The organism is Pseudomonas sp. KBW05 (assembly GCF_003852405.1).
In the GTDB taxonomy this organism is placed as follows: domain Bacteria; phylum Pseudomonadota; class Gammaproteobacteria; order Pseudomonadales; family Pseudomonadaceae; genus Aquipseudomonas.
Genome location: NZ_QAJM01000007.1, coordinates 437,504 through 452,115, shown reverse-complemented (window position 1 = coordinate 452,115; position 14,612 = coordinate 437,504). Strand labels below are relative to the sequence as shown.

13 protein-coding genes are annotated in these 14,612 nt (G+C 62.8%); 8 read left to right on the top strand and 5 right to left on the bottom strand.

The window, feature by feature from the left end; all coding sequences use genetic code 11:
- Positions 1–191: 191 nt before the first annotated feature.
- Together DBR46_RS07670 and DBR46_RS07665 are read right to left on the bottom strand one after the other, a co-directional pair.
- The gene (locus tag DBR46_RS07670; protein ID WP_014716761.1) at positions 192–1,091 is read right to left on the bottom strand and encodes a PA4780 family RIO1-like protein kinase; all 900 of its coding nucleotides are present in this window, start codon (positions 1,089–1,091) and stop codon (positions 192–194) included.
- Between the two features lie 124 nt (positions 1,092–1,215).
- Positions 1,216–2,493 carry an acetyl-CoA C-acetyltransferase gene (locus tag DBR46_RS07665; RefSeq protein WP_124525661.1) on the bottom strand — a complete coding sequence of 426 codons (1,278 nt, stop codon included), beginning with the start codon at positions 2,491–2,493 and terminating at the stop codon, positions 1,216–1,218.
- Between the two features lie 113 nt (positions 2,494–2,606).
- Here DBR46_RS07665 and DBR46_RS07660 point away from each other — a divergent pair, with 113 nt between their 5' ends.
- The 4 genes from DBR46_RS07660 to DBR46_RS07645 all read left to right on the top strand — a co-directional run bounded on the left by DBR46_RS07660 (position 2,607) and on the right by DBR46_RS07645 (position 8,609).
- Entirely contained in the window at positions 2,607–3,950 is a 1,344-nt protein-coding gene (locus DBR46_RS07660) for a 3-oxoacyl-ACP reductase (protein WP_124525660.1), read from the top strand.
- 2 nt (positions 3,951–3,952) lie between these two features.
- Positions 3,953–4,801, top strand: a complete 849-nt coding sequence (locus DBR46_RS07655) for a MaoC family dehydratase (protein ID WP_124525659.1) — start codon at positions 3,953–3,955, stop codon at positions 4,799–4,801.
- Between the two features lie 301 nt (positions 4,802–5,102).
- Complete coding sequence (locus tag DBR46_RS07650) at positions 5,103–6,749, top strand: collagen-like triple helix repeat-containing protein (protein WP_124525658.1); 1,647 nt, start codon at positions 5,103–5,105, stop codon at positions 6,747–6,749.
- 174 nt (positions 6,750–6,923) lie between these two features.
- Positions 6,924–8,609: a ShlB/FhaC/HecB family hemolysin secretion/activation protein gene (locus DBR46_RS07645; protein ID WP_124525657.1), complete on the top strand. Its 1,686-nt coding sequence runs from the start codon at positions 6,924–6,926 to the stop codon at positions 8,607–8,609.
- Positions 8,610–8,759: 150 nt separating this feature from the next.
- Here the strand turns inward: DBR46_RS07645 and DBR46_RS07640 are convergent, their stop codons facing one another.
- The 3 genes from DBR46_RS07640 to DBR46_RS07630 are packed head-to-tail and all read right to left on the bottom strand — an operon-like array spanning position 8,760 to position 9,654.
- The gene (locus DBR46_RS07640) at positions 8,760–9,167 is read right to left on the bottom strand and encodes a response regulator (RefSeq protein ID WP_124525656.1); all 408 of its coding nucleotides are present in this window, start codon (positions 9,165–9,167) and stop codon (positions 8,760–8,762) included.
- 55 nt (positions 9,168–9,222) lie between these two features.
- Positions 9,223–9,420, bottom strand: coding sequence for a Flp family type IVb pilin (locus tag DBR46_RS07635; RefSeq protein WP_124525655.1), 198 nt, complete (start codon positions 9,418–9,420; stop codon positions 9,223–9,225).
- 42 nt (positions 9,421–9,462) lie between these two features.
- Positions 9,463–9,654 carry a Flp family type IVb pilin gene (locus tag DBR46_RS07630; protein ID WP_124525654.1) on the bottom strand — a complete coding sequence of 64 codons (192 nt, stop codon included), beginning with the start codon at positions 9,652–9,654 and terminating at the stop codon, positions 9,463–9,465.
- A gap of 315 nt (positions 9,655–9,969) precedes the next feature.
- On the opposite strand from DBR46_RS07630, the gene cpaB reads away from it, so the two are divergent.
- Genes cpaB through DBR46_RS07610 form a run of 4 tightly spaced genes read left to right on the top strand, consistent with a single transcriptional unit; the run spans position 9,970 to position 14,610 of the window.
- Entirely contained in the window at positions 9,970–10,914 is a 945-nt protein-coding gene (cpaB, locus tag DBR46_RS07625) for a Flp pilus assembly protein CpaB (protein WP_124525653.1), read from the top strand.
- 20 nt (positions 10,915–10,934) lie between these two features.
- Complete coding sequence (locus DBR46_RS07620) at positions 10,935–12,152, top strand: type II and III secretion system protein family protein (RefSeq protein ID WP_124525652.1); 1,218 nt, start codon at positions 10,935–10,937, stop codon at positions 12,150–12,152.
- Positions 12,149–13,339 (top strand): pilus assembly protein, encoded by a 1,191-nt coding sequence (locus DBR46_RS07615; RefSeq protein WP_124525651.1) that lies wholly within the window; start codon positions 12,149–12,151, stop codon positions 13,337–13,339. Before DBR46_RS07620 ends, DBR46_RS07615 begins: the two co-directional genes overlap by 4 nt.
- Positions 13,336–14,610, top strand: a complete 1,275-nt coding sequence (locus DBR46_RS07610) for a CpaF family protein (RefSeq protein WP_124525650.1) — start codon at positions 13,336–13,338, stop codon at positions 14,608–14,610. Before DBR46_RS07615 ends, DBR46_RS07610 begins: the two co-directional genes overlap by 4 nt.
- The last annotated feature ends 2 nt before the right edge of the window (positions 14,611–14,612 follow it).

Genomic DNA, 14,612 nt, shown 5'->3' with positions numbered 1-14,612 from the left:
GACCCTGGATGCCAAAGAGGTCGAGATGATCGTACGGGCCATCACCCGCTTGTTGGACTAACCCCAATCAAAAAATGTGGGAGCGGGCTTGCTCGCGAAGGCGGTGTGTCAGTCAAAGATATATTCACTGATCCACCGCATTCGCGAGCAAGCCCGCTCCCACATTTTTCAGATCTCCGCTGGCCTGAAAATTACTGCATCCAAGGCGGCGGCGGTGGCTCGTCCGGCACTTTGCTCGGCGGCGCATCATCCGCCGCCCGAATCGCCTGCCGGCGCTCTTCATCCAGCCGCGCCGCTTCAATCTCGCGGATCACACCGCCGACATCCGCCAACTCTTCCGGCTCATCGAACTCGCCGGTCAAGACGCTGGCCGGGTGCAAGGTACCGGCTTCGTACAACGCCCACATTTCCTTGGCGTACTTGGTCTTCTTCAACTCCGGCGCAAAGCGCCCGAAGTACGACGCCATGTTGCCCACATCCCGCTCCAGCATGCTGAACGCGTGGTTGTTGCCCGCCGCATCCACCGCCTGGGGCAGGTCGATAATCACCGGGCCGGTCGGCGTGAGCAGTACGTTGAACTCGGACAAGTCACCATGCACCAGGCCGGTACACAGCATCAGCACGATCTGCGAAATCAGGAAAGCGTGGTATTCACGCGCCTGGTCCGGCTCCAGCACCACGTCGTTCAGACGCGGCGCCGCATCGCCGTACTCGTCGGCCACCAGTTCCATCAACAGCACGCCTTCGAGGAAGTCGAACGGCTGGGGCACGCGAACGCCCGCACCGGCCAGGCGGAACAACGCCGCCACTTCAGCGTTCTGCCAGGCGTCTTCGGTTTCTTTCTTGCCGAACTTGGAGCCCTTGGCCATGGCCCGGGCCTGACGACTGTTACGGACCTTGCGGCCCTCCTGGTATTCGGACGCTTGACGAAAACTTCGTTTGTTCGCCTCCTTGTAAACCTTGGCGCAACGCAATTCGTTGCCGCAGCGCACCACATAAACAGCTGCTTCTTTACCACTCATGAGTGGGCGCAGCACTTCGTCGACCAGACCGTCTTCGATCAGGGGTTCAATGCGTTTAGGAGTCTTCATCAGCTTTTATTGTGGGTCCTTTATTACCAAATACGCGTATGGCACTCGTTATACGGCAATCGGCTCGCCGGTGGGAGGGGCTACCGACCGTTGATCACTTAAGAATGCATCCAATGGGCCACTTTCACCGTTCAATGATCGCCGTGACGCCCTGCCCTCCCGCCGCGCAGATGGAAATCAGCCCGCGCCCCTTGCCTGCTGCATCCAGCAACTTGGCCAGGTTGGCGACGATACGCCCACCTGTGGCCGCAAACGGATGCCCCGCCGCCAGGGAACTGCCCTTCACATTCAAGCGGCTGCGGTCGATGCTCCCCAGTGGTGCATCCAGCCCCAGGCGCGTCTTGCAGTAGTCCGCATCCTCCCACGCCTTGAGCGTACACAACACCTGGGCCGCGAAGGCTTCGTGGATCTCGTAGTAATCGAAATCTTGCAGCGTCAGACCATTCCTCGCCAACAAGCGTGGTACCGCATACACCGGAGCCATCAGCAGGCCTTCGTCGCCGTTGACGAAATCCACCGCCGCCGCTTCACCATCGCGCAAATACGCGAGGATCGGCAAACCGCGCTCTTTCGCCCAGGCCTCGCTGCCCAGCAGCACCAACGACGCACCATCGGTGAGCGGAGTGGAGTTGCCCGCGGTGAGCGTGCCCTTTTCGCTGCGTTCGAATGCCGGCTTGAGCGCGGCGAGTTTCTCCAGGGTCAGGTCCGGGCGCAGGTTGTTGTCACGGGTCAGGCCGAGGAACGGCGTGAGCAAATCGTTGTGCCAGCCTTCGGCGTAAGCCGCCGCCATTTTCTGATGGCTTTCCAGGGCTAGCTGATCCTGCTCGGCGCGGGGAATCTGCCAGGTCTGGGCCATCAGTTCGCAGTGTTGCCCCATGGACAACCCTGTACGTGGTTCGCCATTGCGCGGCAGTTCCGGCTTGAGGTGATGGGGACGCAGTTGCAGCAGGACCTTCAGCTTGTCGGCCATGGATTTGCTGCGGTTGGCTTGCAGCAGGATCTTGCGCAGCCCTTCATTCACGCCAATCGGCGCGTCGGACGTGGTGTCCACACCGCCGGCAATCCCGCACTCGATCTGGCCGAGGGCGATCTTGTTGGCCACCAGCAACGCGGCTTCCAGGCCGGTGCCGCACGCTTGCTGGATGTCATAGGCCGGGGTTTGCGGCGACAGGCGCGAGCCGAGCACGCATTCGCGGGTCAGGTTGAAGTCACGGGAATGCTTGAGCACCGCGCCCGCCGCCACCTCGCCCAGGCGCAGGCCATGCAGGTTGTAGCGTTCGATCAGGCCTTCCAGCGCCGCCGTCAACATCGCCTGGTTGCTCGCCGTGGCGTACGGACCATTAGAGCGGGCGAAGGGAATGCGGTTACCGCCAATGATCGCTACGCGGCGCAATTGAGTCATGGAAAGCTCCCTGAAGGTTGTGGGTGGAATCATTCAGCCTAGCCTAGGCTGATCGAACGACTACCGTCCCGGGGTGGTCAACCCTTTGAACCCCAGCATTCGGAGAGCGTTCCATGTCTGACCGTTATATCGACTTCGCCAACTCAAGCCTCGGCCATCGCCTGGTCGCCGCCCTTGGCCTGCCGTCACCGGTACGCCTGGAACGCTGGCAAGCCGGACGCCTGCGCCCGGTGGAAGGGGCGCTGCTGCTGGGCGGCGGTGCGCTGGCGGGTAAGGTGCAGGCCTTTGCCCACAAACTCACCGATGCTATCTACACCTACGGCGACGAGACCTCGACCTGGATTCCCGGCCATGGTCCAAAACTCAAGGCAGTGGTGTTCGACGCCAGCGAGTTGCAGCACACCGACCAACTCAAGCAACTGCGCGAATTCTTCCAACCGTTGCTGAAAAACCTCGATAACAGCGCGCACCTGGTGATCCTCGGCCGGGCGCCGGAAAGCCTCGACGACCCCTTCGCCGCCAGTGCCCAACGAGCCCTCGACGGTTTCGGCCGCTCCCTGGCCAAGGAGCTGCGCAATGGCGGCGTCCTGCAATTGCTCTACGTCGGCGACGGTGCCGAGGACCAGTTGGAGGGCGCCTTGCGCTTCTTCCTCTCGCCCAAAAGCGCCTACATCTCCGGGCAGGTGATTCGCCTGCAAGCGTGCGCAACCCAGGTCGAAGACTGGACTCGCCCCCTCGCCGGGCGCAAGGCGCTGGTCACTGGCGCCGCCCGTGGCATCGGCGCGGCCATCGCCGAAACCCTGGCCCGCGACGGTGCGGACGTCATCCTGCTCGACGTGCCCCAGGCCAAGGGCGACCTCGACGCCCTCGCCGCCCGCCTGGGTGCGCGCAGCGTGGCGCTGGATATCTGCGCCGCCGACGCCGCCCAGCAGTTGATCGACCACCTGCCCGATGGCCTCGACATCCTCGTACACAACGCCGGCATCACCCGCGACAAAACCCTGGCCAACATGACCCCGGAATACTGGGACGCGGTGTTGGCAGTGAACCTCAATGCCCCGCAAGTGCTGACCCAGGCGCTGATCGACAGCGGCACTTTGCACGACAACGCCCGCGTGGTGCTGCTGGCGTCCATCAGCGGCATCGCCGGCAATCGCGGGCAAACCAACTACGCCGCGAGCAAGGCCGGTTTGATCGGCCTCGCACAAGCCTGGGCGCCGTTGCTCAAAGACCGGGGGATCAGCATCAACGCGGTGGCGCCGGGGTTTATCGAAACCCAGATGACCGCGCATATTCCCTTTGCCTTGCGTGAAGCCGGGCGCCGCATGAGCTCGCTGGGCCAGGGCGGCTTGCCGCAGGACGTAGCCGAAGCCGTGGCCTGGCTCGGCCAGCCGGGCAGCGGTGCCGTCAACGGGCAGACGCTGCGGGTATGTGGGCAAAGTCTCTTGGGAGCGTAGGCATGGACTGGCAAACGTTGCACAGCACACCCTCGCTGCCGCCGCTGTATTGGCGCGCGGCACTCAAACGCAAGATCACCGGCACCGCGTTGCCCGAGCGCGGGCTACGCTGCCGGGTGACCGTCAACCCCAACGCTGTCGCAAAATACCGCAAGGTCTGCGGGTTTGCCGACAGCCCGATGCTGCCGGCGACTTATCCCCATGTCCTCGCGTTCGGCTTGCAGATGCAGTTGCTCACCGACAACAGCTTCCCCTTCCCGCTGCTGGGGCTGATTCACTTGAGCAATACCATCCGTATCCACCGACCCCTGGGCGGTGTCAGCGAGCTGACCCTCAGCGTCCGCGCGCGCAACCTCAAGCCGCACCCCAAGGGCGCGACCTTCGAGCTGGTAACCACCGTCGAAGATGCCCTCGGCCTGCTGTGGGAAGCCGAAAGCCGCATGCTTTGCCGAGGCGTAAAGCTCGACGGCGAACCCGAGGACGCGGCGCAACCGAGCCCAACCGACGTCAGCGAGCTGATGCGCTGGCAAGCCCCCGCCGATATCGGCCGGCGTTATGCCCGGGTCAGCGGCGACTACAACCCGATCCACCTCAGCGCCCTGACCGCCAAGCTGTTCGGTTTTCCCCAGGCCATCGCCCACGGGCTGTGGAACAAGGCGTACACCCTCGCCGCCTTGGGCGAACACTTGCCCGCCGCCAATGTTGAGATCAGCGTCGAGTTCAGGAAACCCGTGCGCCTGCCCAGTGAAGTGACGTTGTTTGCCAGCGCCGCCGGTTCAGCGGGTGAATGTCGCTTGAGCGGCGCGGGCGATATTGAACATATGGTAGGCAAATGGCAGCCGATCGCCTGAAACACACTCCTTAATTGTATATATACACCCTAAGTTATAGCGGACTTTATAAAGTCCGCTATTTCATTCAAGCCATTGATTAAAAACAAATATACATCTTGAAACATCCACATCTTATACCCTTGGTATTAGTCCCTAAGCAGAGACTTTACGACCGTATATAAATCGTTAATACCAAGTTGAGCATTGTCAGAAAGAGCCCCCTGGCCTGTTATAGCTACACGGACAAACGCATCGCCTTCCATAGAAATGGCGAGTGTTTGAAGACAACCAAGGTTGTACAGGTGCAGGGAACTCAATCATGAAAACTCAACAAGTAGTGTTTTGGAAAGCAAGTACCGCGCTGGCCCTGGCAGTAGCACTGACGCTCGGCGGCTGCAGCAGCGGTGGTGGCGGGCATCACAGCGGTGGCTCGTCCTCCACTGACGACACAACAGCCGGTACCGGTGGCACAGGCGGTGGTACCGGTGGCGGTACTGGCGGCGGAACTGGTGGTGGCACGGGCGGCGGCACTGGCGGCGGTACAGGTGGTGGCACCGGTGGTGGTACAGGTGGCGGCACAGGAGGAGGTACAGGCGGTGGCACTGGCGGCGGTACAGGCGGTGGCACCGGTGGCGGCACCACCACCCCTCTGGTCACCGCGACGGTCGTGGACACCGTAGGCGACACCGTAACGGGCGTAGGCACCGCGGTCGGCAGCCTCGGCACCACCCTGGGCAGCTTGCCGATTGTCGGCGCCACCACGGGCGGCCTGGTCACTGCGACCGGCAACGCGGTTGGCAGCATCGGCACTGGCCTGTCAGGCGGGCTGGGCACTATCGGCACCAACAGCAATGCCGTGGGCACCACCCTGGCTGGTGTGGGCAACGCGGTCTCCGACCTGGGTGATGGTGTGAGCACCACCGGTGGCAATGTCGCTACCTTGCTCGGCCAAGTACCGGTAGTCAGCGGCGCCGCGCCAGTGGTCGGCGGTGTGGTCGATAAAGTCGGCAACGTCGTGACCATGCTCGGCGACACCCTGAGCACCGCCAGCACCACCGGCCCGTTGGGTTCGGTCACCAATACCGTGGGCGCCAAAGTGCTGGTGCCAGTGGTTTCTCTCGTAGAAAAAACCACCGGCCAAGTAGGCAGCGCAACCGGCCTGGGCAGCCCGGTTGGCGGCCTGCTGAACAAAGTCGGCAGTACCGTCGACGGCCTCGGCGATAAAGTCGCCGGCGCTGGCGGCACTGGCAACCCTGTGACGGGCGCCGTGGGCGGCGTGCTGAATGGCGTAGGCACCGTGGTCGGCAGCGCCGGCGGCTATGTCAACCCAACCACTGGCACCGGCAGCGGTTCCGGCGGCGGCATTGGCACTGGCAACCTTGGCCTGCCGGAACTCATCGGCGGCGTGATCGCCGGCGCCGGTAACGGCCTGAACGCAGGCAACACCAACGGCGTGGTCAGCGCCGCTGGCGTCACCGGTGGCAGCGTAGGCGGCACGGTTGCATCCCTGGGCACCTTGCTGGGCGGCAGCGGCGTACCGAACACCGCAGCAGGTGCTCCAGTCGCGGCACTCACCACCAGCCTGGGCAGCGCACTCAACCCTGTCACCAGTGGCGTCACCAGCCTTACCCAAAACGTTGGCAACAGCACTGGCCTGGGGGCTCCGGTCAACGGCCTGGTGACCAACGTCGGCAGCGCCGTCAGCGGCCTGGGCGGTAAAATCACCGGCACCAATGCCAACCCGGTCACCAATGCCCTGGGCGGCACCGTCAGCGCAGTCGGTAACACCGTGACCTCGGTGGGCGGCCTGGTCACCGGTGGTACCAGCGGTAGCGGTGGTGGTTTGCTCGGCGGCGGCCTGAACCTGGGCGGCAGCGCATCTGCCGGCGCCAGCGCCAGTGCCGGGGCGAGCACCAGCGGCGGCGGCCTGGGCGGTTTGCTCGGTGGCCTGACCGGCAAAAAATAGAATTGCACCTGGCCGATTAGACGGCCTCCCCTACAGCGCCTACGCTTGGTTGAGACGAGAGACCCAATAAGTCTCTCGTCTTTTTTATGCGCCAATGAAAGGCACCCGAACCGCGCCCCAGAGCCCGGCGGGAATCTGCGAAACGCTGCTGCAGTTTTGACCATGGAGTGTCCTATGCGCGCTTTGACGCCGCTGTTGTTGCTTACCCTCAGTGCTTACGCCCACGCCGAAACCCTACCCAGTTTCCTCAATAGCAACGACACCATCCGCAACCTGCCCGTGCCCAACCTGCCCGCCGACGCCTACCGGCCAAACACCCCGCAAACCCAGCTGCCAACGCCTGCGGCCAGCGAAGCCCAGCCGCTGCTGATGGACACCAAGGTGACCATCAGCAAACTGCAGATCGACGGCGGTACGGTCTACCCGCTCAAGGAACTGGCGCTGGCCTTCGAACCGCTGATTGGCCATGAAACCAATATCGCCCAGCTGATCGAGGCCACCCGCAGCATCACAAAGCGCTACCAGGCGGACGGCTACCTGCTGTCCTATGCCTTCCTGCCGGAACAAAGTTTCGAGGGTGGCCTGGTCCACGTGGTGCTGGTGGAAGGCTATGTGCGCGATTACCAGATGCAAGGCGATATCGGTTCGGTGTCGGCCTACGTGGAAAAGCTCGCCGACAAACTCAAGGCCGAACGCCCACTCACCCGCAAGACTTTCGAGCGCTACACCACGCTGATGGGCGCGATTCCCGGCGTGACCTTGCAAGCGCAAGTGCCGCCGCCGCGCACCACCGATGGCGGCACCCACATGCAGATCACCGCCAGCCGCAAGCCCTTCACCACCAGCATGAGCCTCAACCAGGCCAGCCGTGGCGGCCTGCAAGCGTTGGTCAGTGCCACCAGCAACTCGCAGACGTCGATGGGTGAACAGTTGACCGTCAGCGCCCTGGCGCCGCCGGGCAACGACAAGGAACACTACTACCGCGCCGCCTACAGCCAGTTCGTCAACGCCGAGGGCACCCAGCTTGCACTGTCGGGGGAACGCTACCGCGCGGACCCTGGCACCAACGTGCAACTGGACGGCGGTTTCCAGCTCAAGCCGCACCAGGCCATCGACCGCTTCTCCATTGGTGTGAGCCACCCCGTGATTGCCTCGCCGACCGAATCCCTGAGCCTCGGCACGCGCATTTATGGCGTCGATCAGAAAACCCGTTATCAACTGGTGGGTTTCCCCAACCGCTTCGACCTGGAAACCAACCTGCGTGCCTTGGCCTTCGAAGGCGACTGGCGCAAGGCCGACACCGACCAACTGCGCATTCTCAGCGCCGGCCTGTACCAAGGCATCAATGGCATGGGCGCCAAGACCCACAGCGACTTCGACGGGGTAAAACCCGACCTGGATTTCTTCCGCCTGCGCCTGTCCGGCGTGCAAAGCAACAAGCTGTTCGGCAGCAACTTCCAGGGCGTGCTTTCCGCGGCGTTCTACTGGAGTGATGACACCCTGCCCGACAGCGAACGCGCCACCTTCGGTGGGCAGAATTTCGCCCGTGGCTACCCCGATGACCAGGGCTCGGGCGACAAGGGCTGGGGCTTGGCGTACGAGATCAACTACAGCTACAACCGTGCCGGCGACTGGGTGCGCATCCTGCAACCGTACGTGGTGTTCGACCGCGCCAAGACCTGGTTCAACGTACTGCCGATCAGGGGCAACGACCTGTCGTCCGCCGCCGTGGGCCTGCGCTTTGGCGACAGCCAGTACTACAACATTGCGCTAGAGGCGGCCAAGCCGCTGTCGGACGTCGCGCTGGACAGCTTTGACCGGCGGCCGCGGTATACGCTGAGTTTCAGTTACCAGCTCTGACCAGGCCGATGTGTGTAGGCATGTGTGGGAATTAGCTTATGTGGGAGCGGGCTTGCTCGCGAATGCGGCGTATCAGTCACCTGATGAATTGGCTGACCCACCGCTTTCGCGAGCAAGCCCGCTCCCACACAAGCCCCTCCCACATTGAGCCTAGAGATGACGCTTCTGCAGGGGAAACAAACTGTTGAGAGTATCGATCAACCGCACCAAATAGATCGGCTTGCGAAACAGATCCAACACCTGCAACCGCAGCATGTCACTGACGTCATCCATCTCGGCGTGGCCCGACATCACGATCACCGGCAAGTGCTGGCGAGAGGTGTGTTCGCGCAGGCGCTTGATCAGGGAGATGCCGCTTTCCTCGGGCATGCGCAGGTCGGTGATGATCAGCGCGATGTCCGGGTTGAGGGTCAATTCCTGCAACGCGTCGGTCACAGAGGTGGCCGTAAAACACACAAATCCCTCATTGGAGAGGGATTCGGCAAGTTCGATCAGGGCGTCCTCTTCGTCGTCCACCAGGAGAAGTTGTTGCCGCGAAGCAGGCGCAGAGGGACTCATGGCGAAAGATCCTGACACTAAGAATCTACTCAGGTTAGTCGTGTCGCGGGATTGATCAAGTCGATGCAATGCTCGCTTCGATCAGGTTGAACAGCACCTTCACACGGTCACTTATCGGAGTCATGAAGATCCCGATCACCGCCGCGCACATGGCCGCCACAATGGCGTATTCAATGCCGGAGGCGCCGTCCCTGGCGCTCACCATGACCAGCACTTTCACGTAGATAAAACGAACGCTTTCTTCGATTTGCATGTAGAGCTCCGTCAAAAGAGGAGAAAGCGCTTCGTTCAGCCATCAAGTGCCGATACCGGTTTGAATCGAGGTGAAGATGGACTTTACCTTAGTGCTGATCGGCGACATGAACGCCCCGATCACCGCCGCACACATGGCCGCGACAATCGCATATTCAATACCGGAGGCCCCCTCTCTTCCGTAAGACAGAATCTGGATTTTGATAAACACTTTACGAATGGCATCAAGGAACATATGACTTCTCCTTTGCGCTGAGAGCGCGGATGTAGCGGGCTTGCAACATGATCTCGCTATGCCACTAGAGCATTGTCGGCAAATTCACTCCCCACAAGTGTAATAACCGACTAATCACAAAGTATTAGTCAGAACCTTGGCGCCAGAGCGCCAATGTTTGCGCCGCGATACACAATATTTCCATGCAGTAATGGCATTTTGTCCTAGCTCAACTACCTTCAAATAGCGAAATAGTTGAATACCCAGAACGAACTGATTGCGTAGTCGCTGGATGGACCCGTTGAAAGGTCTGGCAGTAGGAAAGGGAGAGCCTTCATGAGCAGTCGTATCAGCATGATTCTGGCCGGGGTACTGTTGCTGGGGGCGTTGATTGCCGGGTACTGGGGCCTCGTTCTCAGCCGTCCGGAACCGGTTGTCGCCGTCGCACCACCTGTCATTAATAACGGCCCTGTCGCTGCCATCGAAGACCCGACTCGCCAACCCGTGGTCGTGCTGGCCCATGACGTGCCGCCCTTTGTCGCCCTGACCGCTGCCGACCTGACGGTGGAAAAACTCAAGACCGTCCCCGCCGGCAGCCTCACCTCACTGGAGCAGGCAGTCGGGCGCACACCATGGCGCGCCCTGCAAGCCGGCACCTGGCTGACCGAAGAAAGCTTCAACGCCGGCGGCAACCTGTCGCGCATGATCCGCGCCGACGAGCGCGCACTGGCGGTCGCGGTGGATGAAGTGACCGGCGCCGGCGGCCAATTGAACCCCGGCGACTATGTAGATGTGATGCTGTACCTGCGCTCGGAAAACGGCAACCCGCAACCCTCGGCCCAAACCGTTATCCCGGCCCTGCGCCTGCTGGGCGTGGGCGAACAACTGGGGCTGACCAACGATGGCACGCCCGGCTCACCGGTGGCCGTCACCGCCGAAGACAGAGCCCGGCAACAACAAGGCCGTGCCAGTGCGCGCACGGTGTTGCTGGCAGTGCCCGAACAATTGATGAGCCGCCTGGTCCTCGCCGTGCAAGCCGGCAGCCTGCGCCTTGCCCTGCGCAGCGCCGACGAACAGCGCCTGAGCCGCTACTGGGCTGGCGACAGCGACTCGGCGCAGAACCTCGACAACGCCAAGCGCGACCTCTACCAGTTCAACCAACTGGCGCAAACCGCGCCACCCATCAGCAACTTCAACCCGACAGCCACCAAAAATGCCGCCCCGCGTCGTTCGGGTGTCGAGGTGATACGCGGTAACCAGGTCACTCAACAAACGCCCTGATAGCGCTAAGGATGCCTTGAATGAGCAGTCGTTCCATGCCGAAGTTTTCGCGAGTGTTCTGCACCCTGGTCACCCTCGCCCTGCCCGCCGGCGCGGCACAGGCGGCACCGGGCAATTGCGCCAGCCTGGGGCAGTTGCCCGCGACCCTTGAGGTCGGCGAAGGCCTGCAACAGGCCATCCAGTCCCCGGTCGCCATTACCCGGCTGGCGGTCGGCGACCCGAAAATCGCCGATGTGCACGTCAACGGCAACCAGGCCTTCCTGCTTACCGGCGTCTCGTCCGGCGCCACCAGCCTGATGATCTGGACCGCCTGCTCGCCCAGCCCGCGCCAGACCATGGTGTTCGTCAAGGGCAAGGCCACGTCGGCGCTGACCAGCCTGTCGCTGTCGCCTTCGGAAGACCCGTCGCTGCCCAGCCAGGTGCAGACCGATATCCGTTTTGTCGAAGTCAGCCGCACCAAGCTCAAGGAGGCGAGCACCAAGTTTCTCGGGGTCGGCACCAACTTCTTCCTGAGTAGCCCGAACATCCTGTCCCCCTCAGAGGGCGTGTTCAAACTGCCGGTGAGCACAGACAACTTCAACGTCGGTTTTGGCGGTGGCCGCGTCAAGGCGATGATCAACGCCCTCGAAAGCAGCGGCTTCGCCTACACCCTGGCGCGTCCCAGCCTGGTGGCCCTGAGCGGCCAGAGCGCGACCTTCCTGGCCGGCGGCGAAGTGCCGATCCCGGTGCCCAGCGCCGGTAGCGATACCATCTCCATCGAGTACAAAGAGTTCGGCATTCGCTTGACCCTCACCCCCACGGTGATCGACCGCAACCGCATCACCCTCAAGGTCGCGCCGGAAGTCAGCGAGCTGGACTACAGCAACGCCGTCGCCATCCAGGGCATCCGGGTGCCCGCGCTGACCGTGCGCCGCACCGACACCAGCGTGTCCCTGGCCGATGGCGAAAGCTTCGTGATCAGCGGCCTGATCAGCACCAACAACCGCTCCACCATCGACAAATTTCCAGGCCTGGGGGACATCCCGATCCTCGGTGCGTTCTTCCGTGACTCCAACATCAGCCGTGAAGAAAAAGAGCTGCTGATGATCGTCACCCCGCATTTGGTCCAGCCTCTCGCCGCGAACGCACAACTGCCGTCCCTGCCGGGGGAAAACCTGCGCAGCTACGACCCGAACTGGTACCGCCTGTTCTTCCTCGAAAACGGCAATTTCGACCGACGCACAGGACTCTCCCAATGAGCGAAAGCCTGAGCCAGACTTTCCTGGCAATCACCCGCAACAGCACCGACCTGGAGTGGCTCCAGGGCGCCCTCGCGCCTCTGGGCCAAGTGGTCAGCGCCGGCAGCGGCAGCCTCGACGAGCTGCTCGCGCTGGTGGACGTGACCTTCGCCAACCTGGTGTTCATCGGCCTCGACCGTGAAAACGTCACCAACCAGTGCGCCCTGATCGAAGGCGCCCTGGAGGCCAAGCCGATGCTGGCAATCGTGGCCCTGGGCGACGGCATGGATAATCAGCTGGTGCTGAACGCCATGCGCGCCGGCGCCCGGGATTTTGTCGCCTACGGCTCGCGCTCCAGCGAAGTCGCGGGGCTGGTGCGGCGCCTGAGCAAACGCCTGCCGGCGGTGGCCCATACCAGCCATTTGGGCGGCCTTACCGTGTTGTATGGCACCCAGTGCGGCACCGACGGCGCCATGTTGGCCGGGCACCTGGCGCATGTGGTGCAGAAAAGCGGCCAGCAAACCCTGGTCCTCGACCTCGGCCTGCCCCGGGGCGACAGCCTGGCGCTGCTGGGCCTGGAAAGCTCGTTTCACTTTGGCGATGCCTTGCGCCACCTGCGCCGCCTCGACGCCACCTTGATCAACAGCGCCTTCACCGCCACCGAGGCGGGCCTGCGCATCCTCGCCTACACCGACAGCGACGAGCCCCTGGAACACACCAGCGCCGCCGAGCTGTACATGTTGCTCAGCGCCCTGCGCCAACACTTCCAGCACATCGTGGTGAACCTCACCGGCCAACCGGACAGCGAGGCCCTGCGCACCTTTGTCAGCCATTGCGACAAGCTGCTGTGGTGCACCGACCAAAGCGTGCTGGACTGCCGGCGCAACCTGACAGTGCTCAATCGCTGGCGCGAAAAAGGCATGAAGCTGGAACACGGCCGGTTGCTGATCGACCGCTACATCAAAGGCGCCGCGCCGGAGGCCGAAGCCCTGGGCAAAACCTTTGGCCTGGAAGTCATTGCCGTGCTGCCCCTGGCCGCAGAGCTGCGCCTGAACGCGAAAAACCAAGGGCAAAGCCTGTTTTCCCTGGCCCCGCGCGAACCCTTGACCCAAGGCTTGCGGGTGCTTGGCGAGCGCCTGGCCAAACGCTCCGAAGGCCTTGAGAAACCCTCGGCCAACTGGCTTACCCGCCTGTGGGGCACCAAGTGAGCGGCGAAAAGCTGTTCGGCGTGCCCGGCGGGCGCGCTGCCGTCGGCAATACCGATCACGACGGCCTCAAGCTGGTGCTGCACCGCTACATCATCGACGCCATCGAAGAGTCGGGGAAAAACCTGCTGGAAGGCACACGCCAGTCCCTCGCGCAGTTTGTGATCGACAAGGTCAACGAATACATCACCCGTATGCACCTGGCGATTTCCCGCTATGAGATGGAGCGCCTGGCCGAAGAGATCGTCGACGAACTCACCGGTTTCGGCCCGCTGGAAGTGCTGCTGCGCGATGCCTCCGTGACGGAAATCCTGGTCAACGGCCCGCATCGGGTATTCGTCGAACGCGATGGCTTGCTGCACCAAAGTGACCTGCGCTTTATCGATGACCACCATGTGGAGCGCGTCATGCAACGCATCCTCGCGCCCTTGGGACGGCGCCTGGACGAATCCTCGCCGATGGTCGATGCGCGCTTGCCCGATGGCAGCCGGGTCAACGCGATCATCCCGCCGATTGCCCTCGACGGCCCGTGCCTGTCGATCCGCAAATTCCGCAAGGACATGCTCAAGAGCAGCGACCTGGTGGCCATGCAGACCATCGACCAACCGATCTTCGAGTTCTTCCAGGAGGCCGTGGGCAAACGCTGCAACATCCTGATCAGCGGCGGTACCGGCACCGGTAAAACCACGCTGCTGAACATCCTCAGCCAACTGATCAACCCCCACGAACGCCTGGTCACCATCGAAGACGTGGCCGAATTGCAACTGGGCCACCCCCACGTGGTGCGCCTGGAAACCCGCCCGCCGAATGCCGAGGGGCACGGTGAAGTGAAAGCCAGCGACCTGATCCGCAATGCCCTGCGGATGCGCCCTGACCGCATCATCCTCGGCGAGATACGTGGCGTGGAAGTGCTCGACGTGCTCACCGCGATGAACACCGGTCACGATGGCTCCATGAGTACCGTGCATGCCAACAACGCCCAGGATGCGCTGCTGCGGCTGGAAACCCTGGTGGGGCTGACCGGGCGCACCGTCGCGGAAAAAACCCTGCGCCAGATGATCTGCGCGGCGCTCGACGTAATCATCCAACTATCACGCATGCCCGACGGCCGCCGCTGCGTCACCGAGGTGGTGGAAGTGGTGGGCGTGCGCGATGACGTGTATGTCACCAACACCCTGTTCCGCCTCGACAAACGCACCGGCTACGGTTTTTTGCGCGAAGCCATCAACCCCGCCGGCGACAAACTGCGCCGCGAAAGCCACCTGCCGCAGTAGGA

Excerpts from the sequence above, each read along its gene's own strand:
- DBR46_RS07640 (WP_124525656.1), bottom strand. The coding sequence starts at position 9,167 with ATGAGTCCCTCTGCGCCTGCTTCGCGGCAACAACTTCTCCTGGTGGAC.
- DBR46_RS07655 (WP_124525659.1), top strand. The coding sequence starts at position 3,953 with ATGGACTGGCAAACGTTGCACAGCACACCCTCGCTGCCGCCGCTGTAT.
- DBR46_RS07665 (WP_124525661.1), bottom strand. The coding sequence starts at position 2,493 with ATGACTCAATTGCGCCGCGTAGCGATCATTGGCGGTAACCGCATTCCC.
- DBR46_RS07620 (WP_124525652.1), top strand. The coding sequence starts at position 10,935 with ATGAGCAGTCGTTCCATGCCGAAGTTTTCGCGAGTGTTCTGCACCCTG.
- DBR46_RS07660 (WP_124525660.1), top strand. The coding sequence starts at position 2,607 with ATGTCTGACCGTTATATCGACTTCGCCAACTCAAGCCTCGGCCATCGC.
- DBR46_RS07615 (WP_124525651.1), top strand. The coding sequence starts at position 12,149 with ATGAGCGAAAGCCTGAGCCAGACTTTCCTGGCAATCACCCGCAACAGC.
- DBR46_RS07630 (WP_124525654.1), bottom strand. The coding sequence starts at position 9,654 with ATGTTCCTTGATGCCATTCGTAAAGTGTTTATCAAAATCCAGATTCTG.
- DBR46_RS07645 (WP_124525657.1), top strand. The coding sequence starts at position 6,924 with ATGCGCGCTTTGACGCCGCTGTTGTTGCTTACCCTCAGTGCTTACGCC.
- DBR46_RS07650 (WP_124525658.1), top strand. The coding sequence starts at position 5,103 with ATGAAAACTCAACAAGTAGTGTTTTGGAAAGCAAGTACCGCGCTGGCC.
- cpaB (WP_124525653.1), top strand. The coding sequence starts at position 9,970 with ATGAGCAGTCGTATCAGCATGATTCTGGCCGGGGTACTGTTGCTGGGG.
- DBR46_RS07635 (WP_124525655.1), bottom strand. The coding sequence starts at position 9,420 with ATGCAAATCGAAGAAAGCGTTCGTTTTATCTACGTGAAAGTGCTGGTC.
- DBR46_RS07670 (WP_014716761.1), bottom strand. The coding sequence starts at position 1,091 with ATGAAGACTCCTAAACGCATTGAACCCCTGATCGAAGACGGTCTGGTC.